Raw genomic sequence first — 20425 nt, 5'->3', positions numbered from 1 at the left:
GGAGCGGGCGTGCCCGCGAACACCGGCAAAGCCGGTGCCATGCACCGCAGCGCCTGCTCCCACAGATGCCCCAAGGCAACTGCTTATTCGGCGATCAGCCAGTCCATACGGAAGCTGCCGGCGGTCTGCGCCAGCTCCTTGGCCAGCCATGGCAGCAGCTCCTTGAGCTCGTCCTCCAGCCCCCACGGCGGGTTGGCGATGGCCAGGCCGGAGCCATTGAGCCCCTGCGGGCTGTCCTGGTGATGCACATACAACTCGACCCGCAGCAGCTTCGGCGCGCCGGTGCTGGTCAGGTCCTGGTAGAAGCGGGTCAGCGAACGCTGGTCCTTGATCGGATACCAGATGGCCGCGACGGTCTGGCGCATGCGGCCGATCGCCTCTTTCATCGCCGTGGTGCAGCGCTTCAGCTCATCAGCTTGCTCGAACGGCGGGTCGATCAGCATGATCGCGCGCTTTTCCTGCACGGGCAGCAAGGCCCGCGGCACATGCCAGCCTTCACCCAGGTGCACGACCACGCGCGGGTCTTTCTTCATGTTCTCTTTGAGCAGCGGCCCGTCTTCAGGGTGCTTCTCGTTGAGCAGGGCGCGGTCCTGCTGACGCATCAGGCGGCGGGCCAGCTCGGGCGAACCTGGGTAATAGCGCAGCTCGCCATCGGCATTCAGGCGTTTGATGATACGCAGATAGTCGTCAGCCATGGCCGGCAGGTCATCGCGATTCCACAGGCGGGCGACACCTTCCAGGTACTCGCCGGTGCGGGTTGCCTGGTCGCCTTGCAGGTCGTACAGGCCAAGCCCTGCGTGGGTATCGATGTAGGCGAACGGCTGTTCCTTGCGCGACATCAGGGCGATGAGGCGGGTCAGCACGATGTGTTTGAGGACGTCGGCGTGGTTGCCGGCGTGGAAGGCGTGACGATAGTTCATGGCAACTCCTGCGGGGGTGGCAAGTTTACCTTGCCTTGCAGGCGGAGTCAGGCCTGGCTGCTGATCGGCGGCGGCTTCTTCGCGGCTAAACCCGCTCCCACAGGCACCTCACAGAATTTGAGTTCTGTGCAATTCCTGTGGGAGCGGGTTCACCCGCGAAGCAGGCGCCGCCGACTCAACGGGTATTACTTGTCAGCGTGATACGCCGCATCAGCAGTCTCGAAGCGCTTGACCATTGCCTGCGACGGACTGCCCAGCTTGCTCACCACGATGATGGCGATGCTGGCGAACAGGAAGCCCGGGATGATTTCGTACAGCCCGAGGGTGTCGAAGTTCTTCCACAGGATCACGGTCAGCGCACCCACCACGATACCGGCCAGCGCGCCGTTACGTGTCATGCCTTTCCACAGTACCGAAATCAGCACCACCGGACCGAAGGCAGCACCAAAGCCGGCCCAGGCGTAAGCCACCAGGCCCAGCACGCGGTTTTCCGGGTTGGCGGCCATCGCAATGGCGATCAGGGCGACGGCCAGCACCATCAGGCGGCCGACCCACACCAGCTCGACCTGCGAAGCGTTCTTGCGCAGGAAGGACTTGTAGAAGTCTTCGGTCAGGGCGCTGGAGCACACCAGCAGCTGGCAGCTCAGGGTGCTCATCACCGCCGCCAGGATGGCCGACAGCAGCACACCGGCAATCCACGGGTTGAACAGGATCTTGGCCAGCTCGATGAACACGCGCTCGTGGTTCTCGGTGACCGGGCCCGCCAGCTCAGGGTGTGCCGAGAAGTAGGCGATGCCGAAGAAGCCCACGGCGCAGGTACCGGCCAGACACAGGATCATCCAGGTCATGGAGATGCGGCGGGCATTGGCGATCGATTTCACCGAGTCGGCAGCCATGAAGCGCGCCAGGATGTGCGGCTGGCCGAAGTAGCCCAGGCCCCAGCCCATCAGCGAGATGATGCCGATGAAGGTGGCGCCCTTGAGCATGTCGAAGTTGGCCGGGTTCGCCGCATCGATGGCAGCGAAGGTGGTGTCGAAGCCGCCAGTGGAGATCAGCACGATCACCGGGGTGAGGATCAGCGCAAAGATCATCAGTGAAGCCTGCACGGTGTCGGTCCAGCTCACTGCCAGGAAACCACCGACGAAGGTGTAGGCGATGGTCGCTGCGGCACCGGCCCACAGGGCGGTTTCGTACGGCATGCCGAAGGTGCTCTCGAACAGGCGGGCACCGGCAACGATGCCGGAAGCGCAGTAGATGGTGAAGAACACCAGGATCACGATGGCCGAGATGATCCGCAACACGCCGCTGTTGTCTTCGAAGCGGCTGGAGAAGTAGTCCGGCAGGGTCAGTGCATCGCCGTTGTGCTCGGTCTGCACGCGCAGACGGCCAGCGACGAACAGCCAGTTCAGGTAGGCGCCGACGGTCAGGCCGATGGCAATCCAGGCTTCGGACAGGCCGGAGAAGTAGATCGCGCCCGGCAGGCCCATCAGCAGCCAGCCGCTCATGTCGGAAGCGCCGGCGGAAAGCGCGGTAACCACGCTACCCAGGCTGCGACCGCCGAGGATGTAGTCGGAAAGGTTCTTGGTGGAGCGATAGGCGGCGAAGCCGATCAGCACCATTGCCGCGATATAGATCACGAAAGTGATCGTTAGTGGATTGCCCATGCGTGTGCCCTGGCGTTTGTTTTTATGTCATGCACAACCGCAGCCATTGCGGTTGCACCCAGGCGGCGAATCCTATGCAACAACGCAAAGCGGGTGCAACCATTTTTCATTTGCAAGTTGCACCTGCTCGTGCATTTTCAGTCAAAGCCGCTTTTTTGCTCCACTTTTGGAGCAACAAGGTCGTTTTTCAGAAGAAAACGCACCAAAAACGACCCTTTCCAAGGTGTGGAAATATCTGTCGGACGAGTTGCACCTTTTCCACGAAAAATTCGGGTTGCACCTGGTTGCACCCGAATTGTCCTACAGCTACTCTTGGCGCCAGCTTAGGCCACAACCGTGGCAATAACGAGGATAAGAAATGGCGACGACCACCCTTGGGGTCAAACTCGATGACCCGACCCGTGAGCGACTCAAGACAGCTGCGCAGTCGATTGACCGCACGCCGCACTGGTTGATCAAGCAAGCGATCTTCAACTATCTGGAGAAGCTCGAGGGTGGTGCCACCCTGACCGAACTCAACGGCCATGCCAGCAGCCTGGCCGACGACGCCGGTGAAGTCCAAGCCGACCACAGCCACCAGTGCTTCCTCGAGTTCGCCGAGAGCATCCTGCCGCAGTCGGTACTGCGCTCGGCGATCACCGCCGCCTACCGCCGCCCCGAGCAGGAAGTGGTACCGATGCTGCTGGAGCAGGCGCGCCTGAGCGCCCCGCTGGCCGAAGCGACCAACAAGATGGCCGCCGGCCTCGCCGAAAAACTGCGCAACCAGAAGAGCGCTGGTGGCCGTGCCGGCATCGTCCAGGGCCTGCTGCAGGAGTTCTCGCTGTCGTCCCAGGAAGGCGTGGCACTGATGTGCCTGGCCGAAGCCCTGCTGCGCATCCCCGACAAGGGCACCCGTGACGCACTGATTCGCGACAAGATCAGTACCGGCAACTGGCAGCCACACCTGGGCAACAGCCCGTCGCTGTTCGTCAACGCCGCCACCTGGGGCCTGCTGTTGACCGGCAAGCTGGTGTCCACCCACAACGAATCCGGCCTCACCTCCTCGCTCACCCGCATCATCGGCAAGAGCGGCGAGCCGATGATCCGCAAGGGCGTCGACATGGCCATGCGCCTGATGGGCGAGCAGTTCGTCACCGGCGAAACCATCGCCGAAGCGCTGGCCAACGCCAGCCGCTTCGAGTCCAAGGGCTTCCGCTATTCCTACGACATGCTCGGCGAAGCCGCACTGACCGAGCACGACGCACAGAAGTACCTGGCGTCCTACGAGCAGGCCATCCATTCGATCGGCAAGGCCTCCCATGGCCGTGGCATCTATGAAGGCCCGGGCATCTCGATCAAGCTGTCTGCGCTGCACCCGCGCTACAGCCGCGCCCAGTACGAGCGCGTGATGGAAGAGCTGTACCCGCGCCTGCTGTCGCTGACCCTGCTGGCCAAGCAGTACGACATCGGCCTGAACATCGACGCCGAAGAAGCCGATCGCCTGGAGCTGTCGCTCGACCTGCTCGAGCGCCTGTGCTTCGAGCCTTCGCTGGCCGGCTGGAACGGTATCGGCTTCGTTATCCAGGCCTACCAGAAGCGCTGCCCGTACGTGATCGACTACGTCATCGACCTGGCCAAGCGCAGCCGCCACCGCCTGATGATCCGCCTGGTGAAAGGCGCCTACTGGGACAGCGAGATCAAGCGCGCCCAGGTCGAAGGCCTGGAAGGCTACCCGGTCTACACCCGCAAGGTGTACACCGACGTGTCCTACGTTGCCTGCGCCCGCAAGCTGCTGGCCGTGCCAGAAGCCATCTACCCGCAGTTCGCCACCCACAACGCCCATACCCTGTCGGCCATCTACCACATTGCCGGGCAGAACTATTACCCGGGCCAGTACGAGTTCCAGTGCCTGCACGGCATGGGCGAGCCGCTGTACGAGCAGGTGGTCGGGAAAATTTCCGAAGGCAAGCTGAACCGCCCGTGCCGCGTCTATGCACCGGTCGGCACCCACGAAACGCTGCTGGCCTACCTGGTGCGTCGCCTGCTGGAAAACGGCGCCAACACCTCGTTCGTCAACCGCATCGCCGACCACTCGATCTCCATCCAGGAACTGGTCGCCGACCCGGTCGCCAGCATCGAGCGCATGGGCACCCAGGAAGGCAGCATCGGCCTGCCGCACCCACGTATCCCGCTGCCGCGTGAACTGTATGGCAGCGAGCGGACCAACTCGGCCGGCATCGACATGGCCAACGAACACCGCCTGGCGTCGCTGTCCTGCGCCATGCTGGCCACCGCCCACAACGACTGGAAAGCCGCCCCGCTGCTGGCCTGCGCCGCCAGCGAAGGCGCTGCTGCGCCGGTGCTGAACCCGGCGGACCACCGCGACGTGGTCGGCCATGTTCAGGAAGCCACTGTCGCCGACGTCGACAATGCCATCCAGTGCGCACTGAATGCCGCACCGATCTGGCAGGCCACCCCGCCGGCCGAACGCGCTGCCATCCTGGAGCGCACCGCCGACCTGATGGAGGCCGAAATCCAGCCGCTGATGGGCCTGCTGATCCGCGAAGCCGGCAAGACCTTCGCCAACGCCATCGCCGAAGTGCGTGAAGCCGTGGACTTCCTGCGCTACTACGCGGTGCAGGCACGCAACGACTTCAGCAACGACGCCCACCGCCCGCTGGGCCCGGTGGTGTGCATCAGCCCGTGGAACTTCCCGCTGGCGATCTTCACCGGCCAGGTGGCCGCAGCGCTCGCCGCCGGCAACCCGGTACTGGCCAAGCCGGCCGAGCAAACCCCGCTGATCGCCGCCCAGGCCGTGCGCCTGCTGCTGGAAGCCGGTATTCCGGAAGGCGTGCTGCAGCTGCTGCCAGGCCGCGGTGAAACCGTCGGTGCCGGCCTGGTCGGTGACGAGCGCGTCAAAGGCGTGATGTTCACCGGTTCCACCGAAGTGGCCCGCCTGCTGCAGCGCAACGTCGCCGGCCGCCTGGACAACCAGGGCCGCCCGATCCCGCTGATCGCCGAAACCGGCGGCCAGAACGCGATGATCGTCGACTCCTCGGCACTGACCGAGCAGGTAGTGATCGACGTGGTGTCCTCGGCCTTCGACAGTGCCGGCCAGCGTTGCTCGGCCCTGCGCGTGCTGTGCCTGCAGGAAGACTCCGCCGACCGCGTGATCGAAATGCTCAAGGGCGCCATGGCCGAAAGCCGCCTGGGCAGCCCGGACCGCCTGGCCGTGGACATTGGCCCGGTAATCGACGCCGAAGCCAAGGCCGGTATCGAGAAGCACATCCAGGGCATGCGCGAGAAAGGCCGCTCGGTCTACCAGGTGGCCATTGCCGATGCTGCCGAGATCAAGCGTGGCACCTTCGTCATGCCGACCCTGATCGAGCTGGAAAGCTTCGACGAGCTGAAGCGTGAAATCTTCGGCCCGGTGCTGCACGTGGTGCGCTACAACCGCCGCAACCTGGACCAGCTGATCGAGCAGATCAACAACTCCGGCTATGGCCTGACCCTCGGCGTGCACACCCGCATCGACGAGACCATCGCCAAGGTGGTGGAAACCGCCAACGCCGGCAACATGTACGTCAACCGCAACATCGTCGGTGCGGTGGTGGGCGTGCAGCCGTTCGGTGGTGAAGGCCTGTCCGGCACTGGCCCGAAAGCCGGCGGCCCGCTGTACCTGTACCGCCTGCTGTCGACTCGCCCGGCCGACGCGATTGGCCGCCACTTCCAGCAGCAGGACGGCGAAGGCAAGCCTGACCGCGCCCTGCACGAGCAGTTGATCAAGCCGCTGCACGGTTTGAAGGCCTGGGCCGAGAGCAACCAGTTGGCCGACCTGGCCGCGCTGTGCAGCCAGTTCGCCAGTCAGTCGCAAAGCGGCATCGCCCGCCTGCTGCCAGGCCCGACCGGCGAGCGCAACAGCTACACCATCCTGCCACGTGAGCACGTGCTGTGCCTGGCCGACAACGAGGCCGACCTGCTGGCGCAGTTCGCCGCAGTGCTGGCGGTTGGCAGCTCGGCGGTATGGGCTGACGGCGAGCCGGGCAAGGCCCTGCGTGCCCGCCTGCCGCGTGAGCTGCAGGCCAAGGTCAAGCTGGTGGCGGACTGGAACAAGGATGAAGTGGCGTTCGACGCCGTGATCCATCATGGCGACTCGGACCAGCTGCGCGGCGTGTGCCAGCAGGTGGCCAAGCGTGCCGGTGCGATCGTGGGCGTGCACGGGCTGTCCAGCGGGGATCATCAGATTGCGCTGGAGCGTCTGGTGATCGAGCGGGCAGTGAGTGTGAACACTGCTGCTGCCGGTGGTAATGCCAGCTTGATGACCATTGGCTGAAGCTGAGGCTGAGGGTTGTTGAAGAAAAGGGAGAGCTTCGGCTCTCCTTTTTTTATGGGGGCTGGGGTTGGGCTGACACGTGTTCGCCACAAAATTTTCGGCGCCTGTGATATCGAGCGCCGCCCGCGCGGCGCTTCGCGGGGCAAGCCCGCTCCCACATTTGTTGCAACGTGCCAAACCTGTCAGGCCATGGTTGCCTGCTTTGTTGGCCTGACGATATCTCCCCGCTGGCGCGGCTGCCGCCCCACATGTCTTTAGTCATGCGCCAAGGCTGACGACCATGGCCTCACAGGCATGGCCACGTTGCAACAAATGTGGAAGCGGGCTTGCCCCGCGAAGCGCCGCGTGGGCGGCGCTCGATCTCATAGGCGCAGGAATTGTTGTGGCGAACACATGGCGGCCTTCATTCAACCTGAAGCCAAACCCTCACTGCTTCATCCCCAACTCAGCATCATCCATCAGTGCCTTGGCCATCGCACTCAGGTAATGGGCAGCCCAGATCATCATCGGCTTCTCATCCATCAGCCCGGTAATGGTCAATTCACGGACATAACCCATCAACTCCGAAGACTGCTCGCGGGCGTCCCTGCACGGGATGCCAGGCTCGATGCGGAAAAGCGGGTGTGTGCCATTCTCGCCCTGGTAGAAGGTAGTCTTGCCGACGGTGAATTGGGTGTCTTCTGTTGTCATTGTTCAATCCCCTGATAATTCTCGACTGCCTGGACCGGCCCTTTCGCGGGCACGCCCGCTCCCACAGGTACGGTGTAACTCTTGAAGCCTGTGGAGATCCTGTGGGAGCGGGTTTACCCGCGAAAGGGCCAGCCCAGGCGACGTATCAACGAAGCCGTACAGCAGGCATCGGGCTGCCTTCATGGAAAGGGGGATAGCGAGGTGGATCGGGGACATTCTTCAGCATTGGTATTTTTCTCGGTAAGGGCCACCACCATCTGCTGTCAAACAGGAGGGTGGCAGCTGTGCATGGGTTGACAGACCGGTAGAAAAATCCAAAAAGCCCGGCGCACGCGAGGTGCCCCATACACAGCCGCCATAAAGGCGAGAGCCATGAGAATTTTCTGGACGGCCTGTCAAAGCCGGTCACTGATTCGCCAGCGACCACCCGAGACTAGGGCCCTACCCAGAGCACCGCAATGACTAAAAGGGGGCTGGGAGTATGTTTGGGAAATGGACTACATGGAATAGGCAAAAACCTAAAAAACTGCCGGGGTGCTGACTGAAATGCGGTAGGGCTGGCAGGTCTCACCTCGCCCTTTGCAGCGCGCCTGTGCGACCGAGCGCCGCTCGGTCGCACAGATACAGAAAGAACCGAAGCAAGCCCCTTTAATGCCCTCGCTCATCCGAGCCTTCGCCAGAACCACCAAAGGCTTAGGATTTTAGCCCCTTCAGAAGCTGCGAAAAGGCTCAACCAAACCCACGTACTGGTATCTGGCAATAATAGAAACAAAGAAAACGACGGAACTATAAACAAGACACGAAATGGAAATTGAACGAAAGCCAGATAACGCCCTGATCTTCTCCCCATACAAAGCAATATGCTACTGGCAACAAGGGATACCTGGACAATCAGTCCCATCCACACCATGAACTCAAGCCCTCCCCCCCACTGTTCCATGTTTGCAAGGGCGGAATTGAAATCACTCACAAAGGGGGTCAAACCTCTATTCAGGCTACTGACCACAACGAAAGAAATGTAAAAAGCATCCATACCACCCCAGAACAAACCGACCAAACGCGTTGACCTTATCAAGCCGATGCTCCAGCTCATTTATCTTTTAACTCATTTTCTTCATTTGCGATTTCACTCGCCAGTCTAACCGAGCCATACAAACCGCACTCCTTCAAGAGTTCTGTTACGCCGAATATTTCTTGTACGTAGCCCCTACTTTGCAAATAATCTCTAATTATCCCGGCCGAAAAGAATGGGGCTTCGACCCTACACTGGTCATCCGTTCGACCGTTCGTCCAGCGAGTGAGCTTTTCCATTGCCAATCCTCCATTCAGAACACCGACGTTTACATTCGCTAGATCAAAAAATCTGTAGGACCACTTCTGATAACGCTGTGGGAAATTTCTCTATCTTTCATGGAAAGCAACACCTGTACGGATGCCAGACCGCAGGTCTCATTACACTTTCTCAACCCATATCACCCAAACCTATTAACCTGTCGCCCACCCCACCACCCTCCTACACTCGCAGCATCCCGCCTCAGGACCGCGACCATGCCCGAGACCCTGCTCAGCCCCCGCAACCTCGCCTTCGAACTCTACGAAGTCCTCGACGCCGAAGCCCTGACACAGCGCCCACGCTTCGCCGAGCACAACCGCGAAACCTTCGATGCAGCGCTATCAACTGCCCGCACCATTGCCGAGAAGTTCTTCGCCCCGCACAACCGCAAGGCCGACGAAAACGAGCCGCGTTACGTCGACGGCCGTGCAGAGCTGATCCCCGAAGTAAAACCCGCCGTCGACGCCTTTCTCGAAGCCGGCTTCCTCAACGCCAACCGTGACTTCGAGGTCGGTGGCATGCAGCTGCCGAGCCTGGTCTCACAGGCCTGCTTCGCCCACTTCCAGGCCGCCAACGCCGGCACCACGGCCTACCCGTTCCTGACCATGGGCGCGGCCAACCTGATCGAGAGTTTCGGCAGCGAAGAACAGAAGCGCCTGTTCCTCCAGCCGATGATCGAAGGCCGCTACTTCGGCACCATGGCCCTGACCGAACCCCACGCCGGCTCGTCACTGGCCGATATCCGCACCCGCGCCGAACCCGCCAGTGACGGCAGCTACCGACTCAAGGGCAACAAGATCTTCATCTCCGGCGGCGACCACGAGCTGTCGGAAAACATCGTGCACATGGTCCTGGCCAAGCTGCCGGACGCACCGCCCGGGGTGAAGGGCATTTCGCTGTTCATCGTGCCGAAGTACCTGGTCAACCCGGACGGCAGCCGTGGCCCGCGCAACGATGTGCTGCTGGCCGGCTTGTTCCACAAGATGGGCTGGCGCGGCACCACCTCCACCGCGCTGAACTTCGGCGACAACGGCCAGTGCGTCGGCTACCTGGTCGGCCAGCCGCACCAGGGCCTGGCCTGCATGTTCCAGATGATGAACGAAGCACGCATCGGTGTCGGCATGGGCGCGGTGATGCTCGGCTACGCCGGCTACCTGTATTCGCTGGAATACGCCCGCCAGCGCCCGCAGGGCCGGCTGCCGGACAACAAGGACCCGCACAGCCCGGCAGTGCCGATCATCGAACACACCGATGTGAAACGCATGCTGCTGGCACAGAAGGCCTACGTGGAAGGCGCCTTCGACCTGGGCCTGTATGCCGCGCGCCTGTTCGACGACACCCAGACTGCCAGCGACGACAGCGCCCGCAAGCAGGCGCAGGAGCTGCTCGACCTGCTGACCCCGATCGTCAAGTCCTGGCCCTCGGCCTTCTGCCTCAAGGCCAACGAACTGGCGATCCAGATCCTCGGCGGCCACGGCTACACCCGCGAATACCCGGTGGAGCAGTACTACCGCGACAACCGCCTGAACCCGATCCACGAGGGTACCGAGGGCATCCAGTCGCTCGACCTGCTCGGCCGCAAACTGGCGCAGAACAATGGTGCCGGCCTCAAACAGCTGATCCGCCTGATCGCCGCCACCGGCGAGCGCGCCAGCCACCACCCGAACCTCGACCCACTGCGCCAGCCGCTGGAGCAACTGGTCAACCGCCTGCAAGGTGTGACCCTGGCCTTGCTGGGTGACCTGGCCCAGGGCAAAGTCGCCGGTACCCTGGCCAACTCCGCCCTGTACCTCAAGGCCTTCGGCCACTGCGTGATCGGCTGGCGCTGGCTGGAGCAGGCGATTCATGCCGAGCTTGGACTGCTCAAGGGCAACCCTGCCGACCGCGACTTCTACCTCGGCAAGCTACAGGCCGCGCGTTATTTCCTGACCTGGGAAGTACCGGGCTGCCATAATGAGCTGGCATTGCTCGAGGCGCGCGACGATACCTGCCTCGCCATGCAAGACGGGTGGTTCTAGGGGGAGCCACCGTGTACACGGAGGCTTCCGAATGTTCGATTCCAGCGCCCTGCTGCGCCAGCGTTTCGCTGCGCTGCGCAGTACGGCCGAGTTGTTTTCCCTGCGCCATGTGAAACAGTCGCACCAGGCGCTGTCGGTGCGCCGCAATGTCGCCGAACCGCCGCTGTTCAGCCAGGACGAAGGCGCCATGCTCACCGTGCGGGTCAATGGCGTGGAGGCCTACGCGGCCACCGCCGACCTGTCCCAGGCCGGCCTGCAGCGCGCCCTGGAGCAAGCCGAGGCGCTGGCCCGGCAGGTCGCCCGGCACAGCCTGCTGGACCTGCGCGAACAGCCCGTCACCAGCGCCCGCCATGACCACATCTCGCCCAACTTCGACCAGCCCGTACCTACCCTCGCCGATTGCCTCGGCCTGCTTGCGGCCGAATCGGCCAGCGTGCCCAAGGACAGCCGCCTGGTGGACTGGCAGGCCAGCCTGGGCCTGAGCCTGGTCGAGCAGACCTACCTGAACTCGGCCGGCGCCGAGTTGCGCCACGCCCAGCGCTTCCTGTTCCCGGGCCTGGGCGTGACCGCCAGCGACGGCCAGGACAGCCAGAGCCGCAGCCTGGGCCGCGACAACTTCGGCCAGCAGGGCGGCTTCGAGATCATCGAGCGCTGCGGCCTGGTCGGCGCGGCCCGCCGGGTGGCCGACGAAGCGCTACAGCTGCTGCTGGCACCGAACACCCCCAGCGGCCCGCGCGACCTGCTGTTGATGCCGGACCAGATGATGCTGCAGATCCACGAATCCATCGGCCACCCGTTGGAGATGGACCGCATCCTCGGCGACGAGCGCAACTACGCTGGCACCAGCTTCGTCAAAGCCAGCGACTTCGGCCACCTGCAATACGGCTCCAGCCTGCTGAACGTGACCTTCGACCCGACCATCGGCGAAGAGCTGGCCAGCTACAGCCATGACGACGACGGCACCCCGGCCAGCAAGCAGTTCCTGATCCGAAACGGCCTGCTGCTACGCCCGCTGGGTGGCGCGCTGTCGCAGTTCCGCTCCGGCCTGGATGGCGTGGCCAACAGCCGCGCCTGCGGCTGGAACCGTGCGCCGATCGACCGCATGGCCAACCTCAACATCGAGCCGGGCGACCAGAGCCTGGATCAACTGGTAAAGGGCATCGAACACGGCATCCTGATGCGCACCAACCGCTCCTGGTCCATCGACGATGTACGCAACAAGTTCCAGTTCGGCTGCGAGTGGGGTCAGCTGATTGAAAACGGCGAGCTCAAGGGCATCGTCAAGAACCCCAACTACCGCGGTATCTCCGCGCAGTTCTGGCGCAACCTGGCGGCAGTCGGCGACCGCAGTACCTTCCAGGTGCTGGGCACGCCCAACTGCGGCAAGGGCGAACCCAACCAGGTGGTGCGGGTGGGGCATGCCTCGCCGGCCTGTGTGTTCCGCCAGATCGACGTATTCGGAGGAGATGCCTGATGAAACACACTTTCGAAGCCTTGGTCGGGGATGTGCACAAAGCCCTGCAAGCGAGCGAACAGTTCACCCTTGGCTACAGCGCCGAACAGTCGCAATTCGTGCGTTTCAACCACGCCAAGGTGCGCCAGGCTGGCGAAGTGAGCCAGGCCAGTGCGCAGCTACGGCTGATCCGCGATGGCCGTCAGGCAGAGCAACAGCTGACCTTGAGTGGTGACACGCAACTGGATAGCCGGCGCCTGATCGCGGCCCTGGAGCAACTGCGCCAGACCTTGCCACTGCTGGCTGTCGACCCCTACCTGCGCCTGGACGAAAGTGCCTGGCACAGCCAAAGCCAGCAGGCGCAGCCGCTGCCCGAACTGAGCGAAGTACTGGCCCTGCTCGACCGCGAGGCCGGCGACCTCGACTTGGTCGGCATCTATGCCGCCGGCCCCATCTGCCGGGGCTTCGCCAGCTCGTTCGGGGCCTTCGGCTGGCACCAGGCCAACAGCTTCAACTTCGACTGGAGCCTGTTCCACGAAAACGGCGAGGCGGTGAAGGCCAACTACGCCGGACAGGTGTGGAGCGCCGACGACTTCACCGCACGCCTGCGCCAGGCGCGGGAGCAACTGGGCTTCCTTGGCCGCCCGGCAGTCACGCTAAAACCTGGGAGCTACCGCGCCTACCTGGCCCCGGCGGCCATGGACGAAATAGCCGGCATGCTGTGCTGGGGCGGCTTTTCCGCACAGGCCCTGGCCACCGGCAACAGCGCCCTGCAGCGCCTGTACAACGGCGATGCGCGACTGAGCCCGCTGGTAAGTTTCACCGAGCAGGTCAGCGGCTCGCTGAGCCCGGCGTTTTCCGATGAAGGCTCGCCGCGCCTGGATGTGCCGTTGATCCAGCATGGCACGGCCCTGCAGCGTCTGATCAGTGCGCGCAGTGCGGCCGAGTTCGAGTTGCTGGCCAATGGTGCCGACAGCTACGAATCGCCGTGTGCGCTCAGTCTGGCAGCAGGTAGCCTGCCGAGCGAGCGGATCCTGGAGCGGCTCGGAACCGGGCTGTATATCAGCAATCTGTGGTACCTGAACTATTCCGACCTGCCGGCTGCACGCATGACCGGGCTGACCCGCTTCGCCACATTCTGGGTGGAGAACGGGCAGATCCAGGGGCCGGTGAGGACGATGCGCTTCGATGACAGCCTTTACAGCTTGTTGGGTAGCCAGCTGGAGGACCTGACCCAGGAGCGCGAGATGATTCTGTCGACCAGTACTTATGGACAGCGCAGTACCGGGTCGAGTCATTTGCCAGGTGCACTGGTCAAAGGCCTGACTCTGACATTGTGACTGGACCTGCCGGCCCTTTCGCGGCTAAAGCCGCTCCCACAGGAACTCCACTGCCCTTGAATGTAGTGATATCCCTGTGGGAGCGGGTTCACCCGCGAAGAGGCCGGCACTGACAAACGAGGAAGTCATGCCCGAACGCGCTCCGCTGGACCCTGTCACCGCCCGCTGGATCCCTTGGGTGGTGGCCATCGCCTTCTTCATGCAGTCTCTGGACGGCACCATACTCAACACCGCACTGCCGGCCATGGCCCGCTCGCTGGCCGAAGACCCGTTGCGCATGCAGGGCGTGATCATCGCCTACATGCTCACCGTGGCCCTGCTGATCCCCGCCTCGGGCTGGATCGCCGACCGCTTCGGCACCAAGCGCATCTTCTTCAGCGCCATCCTGCTGTTCAGCTTCGGCTCGCTGCTGTGCGCCGCCGCCAACAGCCTCGGCTTCCTGATCTTCGCCCGCGTCGTGCAGGGGCTGGGCGGTGCGCTGATGCTGCCGGTCGGGCGGCTGGTGGTACTGCGTGCCTACCCGCGCACCGAGCTGGTGCGCATCATGAGCTTCATCACCATCCCCGGCCTGCTTGGGCCACTGCTGGGCCCAACGGTTGGCGGCTGGCTGGTGGAAATTCTGAGTTGGCACTGGATCTTCCTGCTCAACCTGCCGGTTGGCCTGATCGGCTGCTACGCCGTATGGAAGTTCATCCCCGACCTGCGCGGCGCCGAGCGCACCACGTTCGATGGCCCGGGCTTTCTGCTATTCGGCGCAGCAATGGTACTGATCACCATCGCCATGGAAGGCCTGGGCGAACTGCACCTGCCGCACCTGCGGGTGATGTTGCTGCTGTTCGCCGGCATGGCCTGCCTGGCGGCCTACTGGCTGCGTGCCGGGCGCGACCCGGAGCCACTGTTCTCGCCCAGCCTGTTTCGCGTGCGCACCTTTGCCATCGGTATCCTCGGCAACCTGTTCGCCCGCCTGGGCAGCGGCGCCCTGCCGTTCCTGGTGCCGTTGCTGCTGCAGGTGGCGCTGGGCTACTCGCCGGCACAGGCCGGCATGAGCATGATCCCGCTGGCGGCGGCGGCGATGCTGGCCAAGTCCATTGCCCGGCCGCTGATCGAACGGTTCGGCTACCGCATCATCCTCACCGGCAATACCTTGCTGCTGGGCATACTGCTGGCCAGCCTGGGGCTGGTGGACGAGCAGACACCCTATTGGCTGTTGCTGGTGCAACTCGGACTTCTGGGCGCAGTGAACTCCATGCAGTTCACCGCGATGAACACCGTTACGCTCATCGACCTCGACGACGCCAGTGCCAGCAGCGGCAACAGCCTGCTGTCGGTGGTCGCGCAGTTGGCCCTGAGCCTCGGTGTGGCATGTGCGGGTGCCTTGCTCGGCGGCTTCACCGCGGCGGGCAGCGCCGAGGGTGTGGAAACCACCTTGGGCGCGTTCCAGCTGACCTTCGTCACCATCGGCGTGATGGCCATGCTGGCGGCGGCGATCTTCCTGCAACTGGCGCCGACGGACGGAAGGCGTGCCCGTCGTCCGGAACAACACATGGAGTCGTAGGGCGAATGGCCACGAGGCTGGTAGACTGTGCGGCATTTTTCGCTTCGCACTGCAGGCCCGCCTCGTGACCACCGAATCCACCGCCTTTGCCACCTTGCCGCTGTCCACCGCCATGCTGGCCAACCTGGACGCCCTCGGCTATGCCTCGATGACGCCGATCCAGGCCCAGAGCCTGCCGGTCATCCTCAAGGGCCAGGACCTGATCGCCCAGGCCAAGACCGGCAGCGGCAAGACCGCCGCCTTCGGCATCGGCCTGCTCAACCCGATCAACCCGCGCTACTTCGGCTGCCAGGCGCTGGTGCTGTGCCCCACCCGCGAGCTCGCCGACCAGGTGGCCAAGGAGCTGCGCCGCCTGGCCCGCGCCGAGGACAACATCAAGATCCTGACCCTGTGCGGCGGCGTTTCGCTTGGCCCGCAGATCGCTTCGCTGGAGCACGGCGCACACATCATCGTCGGCACCCCGGGGCGCATCCAGCAGCACCTGGACAAGGGCACCCTGGTGCTCGACGGGCTGAACACCCTGGTGCTGGACGAAGCCGACCGCATGCTCGACATGGGCTTCTTCGATGCCATCGCCAGCATCATCGGCAAGACCCCGTCGCGGCGCCAGACCCTGCTGTTCTCGGCCACCTACCCGGCCGGCATCAAGCAACTGGCCGCTGATTTCATGCGCAACCCGCAGCAGGTCAAGGTCGAGAGCCTGCACGCCGACAACCAGATCGAGCAGCGTTTCATCGAGATCGACCCGCAACAACGCCTCGAGGCCGTCACCCGCGTGCTCGGCCACTACCGCCCGCAGTCCTGCGTGGCGTTCTGCTTCACCAAGCAGCAGTGCGAGGATGTGGTCGCCCACCTGACCGCCAAGGGCATCGTAGCCCAGGCCCTGCACGGCGACCTGGAACAGCGCGACCGTGACCAGGTGCTGACCATGTTCGCCAACCGCAGCAGCTCGGTGCTGGTAGCTACCGACGTGGCCGCGCGCGGTCTGGACATCGATGGCCTGGACATGGTCATCAACGTCGAACTGGCGCGTGATGCAGAAATCCATGTGCACCGTGTGGGCCGTACTGGCCGTGCCGGCGAGAAAGGTATTGCCGTCAGCCTGGTGGCTCCAGCCGAGGGCCACCGCGCCCAGGCCATCGAAGACCTGCAGAAGAGCCCGCTGCGTTGGGACCAGCTGGACAGCCTGAAGCACAAGGGCGGCGAGCCGCTGCTGCCGCTGATGAGCACCCTGTGCATCGCTGCCGGGCGCAAGGACAAGCTGCGCCCGGGCGATATCCTCGGGGCGCTGACCGGTGATGCCGGGATCCCGGGCAAGCAGGTGGGCAAGATCGCGATCTTCGATTTCCAGGCCTTCGTGGCCGTGGAGCGGCCGCTGGCCAAACAGGCCATGCAACGCTTGAACAGCGGCAAGATCAAGGGGCGTTCCCTGAAAGTCCGCATTATCTAAAGCCAGCCAAGGTCCCTGGGGAGCGGGTTTACCCGCGAATGCGATGGTGGGCTCACGGCCGCCTTCGCGGGTGAACCCGCTCCCACAGGGTTCTGTGTTTCTTTCTCATAAGGTTTACACCGTGCACTCCACCGACGTGATCATCCTCGGCGCCGGCGCCGCCGGCCTGATGTGCGCCCAGCTCAGCGCCCGCCGTGGCCGCCGGGTACTGGTGCTCGACCACGCCAACAAACCGGGCAAGAAGATCCTCATGTCCGGCGGCGGCCGCTGCAACTTCACCAACATGTATACCGAGCCAGCCAACTTCCTCTCGCAGAACGCACACTTCTGCAAGTCGGCCCTGGCCCGCTACACCCAGTGGGACTTCATCGAGCTGGTGTGCAAGCACGGCGTGGCCTACCACGAGAAGAAGCTCGGCCAGCTGTTCTGCGACAACAAGGCCAGCGACATCCTCGACATGCTGCTGGCCGAATGCGACGAGGCCGGTGCCGAGATCCGCATGCACACCAGCATCGAACAGATCGAAAAGACCGAAAGCGGCTACCTGCTGCAGACCAGCGGCGGCCAGTTCGCCTGCCAGTCGCTGGTGATCGCCACCGGCGGCCTGTCGATCCCGACCCTGGGCGCCACCGGCTTCGGCTACCAGGTGGCCCGCCAGTTCGGCCACACCTTGCTGCCGACCCGCGCCGGGCTGGTACCCTTCACCATCACCGAGCCCCAGCTCAAGGCACTGTGCACCGAGTTGTCCGGCACCTCGCTGGATTGCACCGCCAGCTGCAACGGCACCAGCTTCCGCGAAAACCTGCTGTTCACCCACCGCGGCCTGAGCGGCCCGGCGATCTTGCAGATTTCGTCGTTCTGGGAAGCCGGTGACACGGTCGAGATCAACCTGCTGCCCGACCGCGATGCACTGACCTGGCTGCAACAGATGCAGGCCGAACGCGCCAACGCCGAGCTGAAGACCGTGCTGGGCGAGGTATTTACCCGCAAGCTGGCCAACCTGCTGGCCGAGCAGTGGTTCGAGTCCCGGCCCATGAAGCAGTACACCCCGGCGGAACTGGCACAGATCGCCGAGAAGCTGGCGAACTGGCAAGTGGTGCCGGCCGGCACCGAGGGCTACCGTACCGCCGAAGTGACCCTGGGCGGCGTGGACACACGCGAGGTGTCGTCCAAGACCATGGAATCGCTGAAGAGCCCCGGTTTGTACTTCATCGGTGAAGTGCTGGATGTGACTGGCCACCTGGGTGGTTTCAATTTCCAGTGGGCCTGGGCATCGGCCAACGCCGCAGCGCAGTTCGTGTAGAGTAGAATCCATTCAGCAGCACGGAACGCTTCTTGCTGGCCGTGCTGCAATGCATTCATTCGCTCACTGCCTAGCAGGCCATCATGTCATCGAGCTCGTTCCGTCAGTCACTGCGTCGCCTGTGGGGCCAAGACAAGTTCAGCTACAGCATCCGGGTGACCATCGCCCTCACCGGCAGCCTGGCCCTGTGCTGGTACCAGAACGAGATGGCCCTGCTGATTCCACTGTTCCTCGGCATCATCGCCAGCGCCCTGGCCGAAACCGATGACAGCTGGCAGGGCCGCCTCAGCGCCCTGGCCGTTACCCTGGTGTGTTTTGCCATCGCCGCGCTGGCGGTCGAGTTGCTGTTCCCCTACCCCTGGATCTTCGTCATCGCCCTGGCCTTGGCTGCCTTCGGCCTGACCATGCTCGGCGCCCTGGGCGAGCGCTATGGCGCCATCGCTTCGGCGACCTTGATCACGGCGGTGTACACCATGATCGGCGTGGACCAGCGCGGCGGCCAGGTCACCGACTTCTGGCACGAACCGCTGCTGCTGGTGGCGGGTGCAGCCTGGTACGGGCTGCTGTCGGTACTGTGGCAGGCGCTGTTTTCCAACCAGCCGGTGCAGCAGAGCCTGGCCAAGCTGTTCTTCGAGCTGGGCAGCTACCTCAAGCTCAAGGCCAGCCTGTTCGAACCCATCCGCACCCTTGACGTAGAAGCCCGGCGTCTGGAGCTGGCCCAGCAGAACGGCAAGGTGGTGGCAGCGCTGAACGCGGCCAAGGAAATCATCCTGCACCGGGTGGGCAACAGCCAGCCCAACTCCAAGGTCAGCCGCTACCTCAAGCTGTACTTCCTGGCCCAGGACATCCATGAACGGGTCAGTGCTTCGCACTATCCCTACAACGCCCTGACCGAGGCTTTTTTCCACAGCGACGTGATGTTCCGCTGCCAGCGTCTGCTGCGAAAACAAGGCTCGTCCTGCCAGGAGCTGGCCCGCTCGATCCGCCTGCGTCAGCCGTTCGTGCTGGCCAGCGGCTATCCCGAAGCCCTCGAAGACCTCAACGCCTCGCTGGAGCACCTGCGCATCCAGAGCAACCCGGCCTGGCGCGGCCTGTTGCGTTCGCTGCGAGCGCTAGCCGCCAACCTGGCGACGCTGGACCGCCTGCTCAGCGCCGCCAGCAACCCGGACAGCCTGGCCGACGCCAGCGACAGTAGCCTGCTCGACCGCTCACCACGCTCACTGAAGGACGTGTGGACCCGCCTGCGCACTCAGCTGACACCGACCTCGCTGCTGTTCCGCCATGCCCTGCGCCTGCCGCTGGCGCTGTCGATCGGCTATGGCATGGTGCACCTGATCCACCCGACCCAGGGTTACTGGATCATCCTCACCACACTGTTCGTGTGCCAGCCCAACTACGGTGCGACCCGGCGCAAGCTGGTGCAGCGGGTAGTCGGCACCGCCGTCGGCCTGACGGTGGGCTGGGCGTTGTTCGACCTGTTCCCCAGCCCGCTCATCCAGTCGTTGTTCGCCGTGGTCGCCGGGGTGGTGTTCTTCGTCAACCGCACCACCCGCTACACCTTGGCCACGGCTGCGATCACCCTGATGGTGCTGTTCTGCTTCAACCAGATCGGCGATGGCTATGGGCTGTTCCTGCCGCGCCTGTTCGATACCCTGGTCGGCAGCCTGATCGCCATCCTCGCGGTGTTCCTGTTCCTCCCCGACTGGCAGGGGCGGCGGCTGAACAAGGCGCTGGCCAATACCCTGGCCTGCGCCAGCGTATACCTGCGCCAGATCATGCAGCAGTATGCCCATGGCAAGCGCGACGACCTGGCCTACCGCCTGGCCCGGCGCAATGCCCACAACGCCGACGCGGCGCTGTCCACCACCCTGGCCAACATGCTGATGGAGCCGGGGCATTTCCGGAAGGAGGCCGACGTCGGCTTCCGCTTCCTGGTGCTGTCGCACACCTTGCTCAGCTACCTCTCGGGGTTGGGCGCACACCGCGACACGGCTTTGCCGGCGGAGGTGCAGGAGCAGTTGATCGAAGGCGCCGGGCAAAGCCTGGCCCGCAGCCTGGACGAGATTGCCAATGGCCTGGCGGCGCGGCTGCCGGTGGCGATTCACAGTGATGCCGAAGAGGCACTGGCCAATGCCCTGGAGCAGATGCCGGAGGAGCTGGACGAGCATCAGCGGTTGGTGCAGACGCAGTTGGCGTTGATCTGCCGACAGTTGGGGCCGTTGCGGACCTTGGCTGCACACCTGATCAAGGAAGGTGCGCCGGCCTGAGTTGTACTATCGCCTGTGCCGGCCTCTTCGCGGGTAAACCCGCTCCCACAGGTATCTCACAGGACTTGAGGCTTGTGGTGTTCCTGTGGGAGCGGGTTCACCCGCGAAGAGGCCGGCACA

Annotated in this window: 14 protein-coding genes; 9 read left to right on the top strand and 5 right to left on the bottom strand. The window is 63.9% G+C overall.

What is annotated here, in order from left to right:
• Positions 1 to 83 precede the first annotated feature (83 nt).
• Both rlmJ and putP read right to left on the bottom strand, forming a co-directional pair.
• Entirely contained in the window at positions 84 to 920 is an 837-nt protein-coding gene (rlmJ, locus tag J5M71_RS00840) for a 23S rRNA (adenine(2030)-N(6))-methyltransferase RlmJ (RefSeq protein ID WP_207828619.1), read from the bottom strand.
• A 185-nt stretch (positions 921 to 1105) separates the two neighbouring features.
• On the bottom strand, positions 1106 to 2584 hold the full coding sequence (putP, locus tag J5M71_RS00835) for a sodium/proline symporter PutP (RefSeq protein WP_207828616.1): 1479 nt from the start codon (positions 2582 to 2584) through the stop codon (positions 1106 to 1108).
• Here putP and J5M71_RS00830 point away from each other — a divergent pair.
• Entirely contained in the window at positions 2583 to 2930 is a 348-nt protein-coding gene (locus tag J5M71_RS00830; protein ID WP_207828606.1) for a hypothetical protein, read from the top strand. The genes putP and J5M71_RS00830 overlap by 2 nt on opposite strands.
• 12 nt (positions 2931 to 2942) lie before the next feature.
• Positions 2943 to 6896: a trifunctional transcriptional regulator/proline dehydrogenase/L-glutamate gamma-semialdehyde dehydrogenase gene (gene putA, locus J5M71_RS00825; protein ID WP_207828604.1), complete on the top strand. Its 3954-nt coding sequence runs from the start codon at positions 2943 to 2945 to the stop codon at positions 6894 to 6896.
• A 426-nt stretch (positions 6897 to 7322) separates the two neighbouring features.
• Here the strand turns inward: putA and J5M71_RS00820 are convergent, their stop codons facing one another.
• From J5M71_RS00820 to J5M71_RS00810, 3 genes are all read right to left on the bottom strand, one after another.
• Entirely contained in the window at positions 7323 to 7586 is a 264-nt protein-coding gene (locus tag J5M71_RS00820) for a DUF3077 domain-containing protein (RefSeq protein ID WP_019473937.1), read from the bottom strand.
• 661 nt (positions 7587 to 8247) lie between these two features.
• Positions 8248 to 8679: a hypothetical protein gene (locus J5M71_RS00815; protein ID WP_207828595.1), complete on the bottom strand. Its 432-nt coding sequence runs from the start codon at positions 8677 to 8679 to the stop codon at positions 8248 to 8250.
• A complete protein-coding gene (locus J5M71_RS00810) occupies positions 8676 to 8897 on the bottom strand; it encodes a hypothetical protein (RefSeq protein ID WP_207828593.1) in 222 nt (73 codons plus the stop codon). The genes J5M71_RS00815 and J5M71_RS00810 overlap by 4 nt, the downstream gene beginning before the upstream one ends.
• A gap of 237 nt (positions 8898 to 9134) precedes the next feature.
• On the opposite strand from J5M71_RS00810, the gene J5M71_RS00805 reads away from it, so the two are divergent.
• The 7 genes from J5M71_RS00805 (at position 9135) to yccS (ending at position 20305) form a co-directional block, all read left to right on the top strand.
• Entirely contained in the window at positions 9135 to 10937 is a 1803-nt protein-coding gene (locus J5M71_RS00805) for an acyl-CoA dehydrogenase (RefSeq protein ID WP_207828591.1), read from the top strand.
• 31 nt (positions 10938 to 10968) lie between these two features.
• Positions 10969 to 12411, top strand: coding sequence for a TldD/PmbA family protein (locus J5M71_RS00800; protein WP_207828589.1), 1443 nt, complete (start codon positions 10969 to 10971; stop codon positions 12409 to 12411).
• A complete protein-coding gene (locus J5M71_RS00795; protein ID WP_207828587.1) occupies positions 12411 to 13730 on the top strand; it encodes a TldD/PmbA family protein in 1320 nt (439 codons plus the stop codon). The genes J5M71_RS00800 and J5M71_RS00795 overlap by 1 nt, the downstream gene beginning before the upstream one ends.
• A 127-nt stretch (positions 13731 to 13857) precedes the next feature.
• Complete coding sequence (gene mdtD / locus J5M71_RS00790) at positions 13858 to 15285, top strand: multidrug transporter subunit MdtD (protein WP_207828585.1); 1428 nt, start codon at positions 13858 to 13860, stop codon at positions 15283 to 15285.
• Between the two features lie 112 nt (positions 15286 to 15397).
• The gene (dbpA, locus tag J5M71_RS00785) at positions 15398 to 16735 is read left to right on the top strand and encodes an ATP-dependent RNA helicase DbpA (RefSeq protein ID WP_233687397.1); all 1338 of its coding nucleotides are present in this window, start codon (positions 15398 to 15400) and stop codon (positions 16733 to 16735) included.
• A gap of 121 nt (positions 16736 to 16856) precedes the next feature.
• Positions 16857 to 18038 (top strand): NAD(P)/FAD-dependent oxidoreductase, encoded by a 1182-nt coding sequence (locus J5M71_RS00780; RefSeq protein ID WP_207828583.1) that lies wholly within the window; start codon positions 16857 to 16859, stop codon positions 18036 to 18038.
• Positions 18039 to 18121: 83 nt separating this feature from the next.
• Complete coding sequence (gene yccS, locus J5M71_RS00775) at positions 18122 to 20305, top strand: YccS family putative transporter (protein ID WP_207828580.1); 2184 nt, start codon at positions 18122 to 18124, stop codon at positions 20303 to 20305.
• The last annotated feature ends 120 nt before the right edge of the window (positions 20306 to 20425 follow it).

It is taken from the genome of Pseudomonas sp. 43(2021), from assembly GCF_017490805.1.
Taxonomy (GTDB): Bacteria; Pseudomonadota; Gammaproteobacteria; order Pseudomonadales; family Pseudomonadaceae; genus Aquipseudomonas.
The sequence above is the reverse complement of the archived record's forward strand: the minus strand, read 5'-3'. Positions and strand labels throughout refer to the sequence as shown.

Coding starts and splice junctions, on each gene's coding strand:
- rlmJ (WP_207828619.1), bottom strand. CDS start 920: ATGAACTATCGTCACGCCTTCCACGCCGGCAACCACGCCGACGTCCTC.
- J5M71_RS00830 (WP_207828606.1), top strand. CDS start 2,583: ATGCGTGTGCCCTGGCGTTTGTTTTTATGTCATGCACAACCGCAGCCA.
- putP (WP_207828616.1), bottom strand. CDS start 2,584: ATGGGCAATCCACTAACGATCACTTTCGTGATCTATATCGCGGCAATG.
- putA (WP_207828604.1), top strand. CDS start 2,943: ATGGCGACGACCACCCTTGGGGTCAAACTCGATGACCCGACCCGTGAG.
- J5M71_RS00820 (WP_019473937.1), bottom strand. CDS start 7,586: ATGACAACAGAAGACACCCAATTCACCGTCGGCAAGACTACCTTCTAC.
- J5M71_RS00815 (WP_207828595.1), bottom strand. CDS start 8,679: ATGAGCTGGAGCATCGGCTTGATAAGGTCAACGCGTTTGGTCGGTTTG.
- J5M71_RS00810 (WP_207828593.1), bottom strand. CDS start 8,897: ATGGAAAAGCTCACTCGCTGGACGAACGGTCGAACGGATGACCAGTGT.
- J5M71_RS00805 (WP_207828591.1), top strand. CDS start 9,135: ATGCCCGAGACCCTGCTCAGCCCCCGCAACCTCGCCTTCGAACTCTAC.
- J5M71_RS00800 (WP_207828589.1), top strand. CDS start 10,969: ATGTTCGATTCCAGCGCCCTGCTGCGCCAGCGTTTCGCTGCGCTGCGC.
- J5M71_RS00795 (WP_207828587.1), top strand. CDS start 12,411: ATGAAACACACTTTCGAAGCCTTGGTCGGGGATGTGCACAAAGCCCTG.
- mdtD (WP_207828585.1), top strand. CDS start 13,858: ATGCCCGAACGCGCTCCGCTGGACCCTGTCACCGCCCGCTGGATCCCT.
- dbpA (WP_233687397.1), top strand. CDS start 15,398: ATGCTGGCCAACCTGGACGCCCTCGGCTATGCCTCGATGACGCCGATC.
- yccS (WP_207828580.1), top strand. CDS start 18,122: ATGTCATCGAGCTCGTTCCGTCAGTCACTGCGTCGCCTGTGGGGCCAA.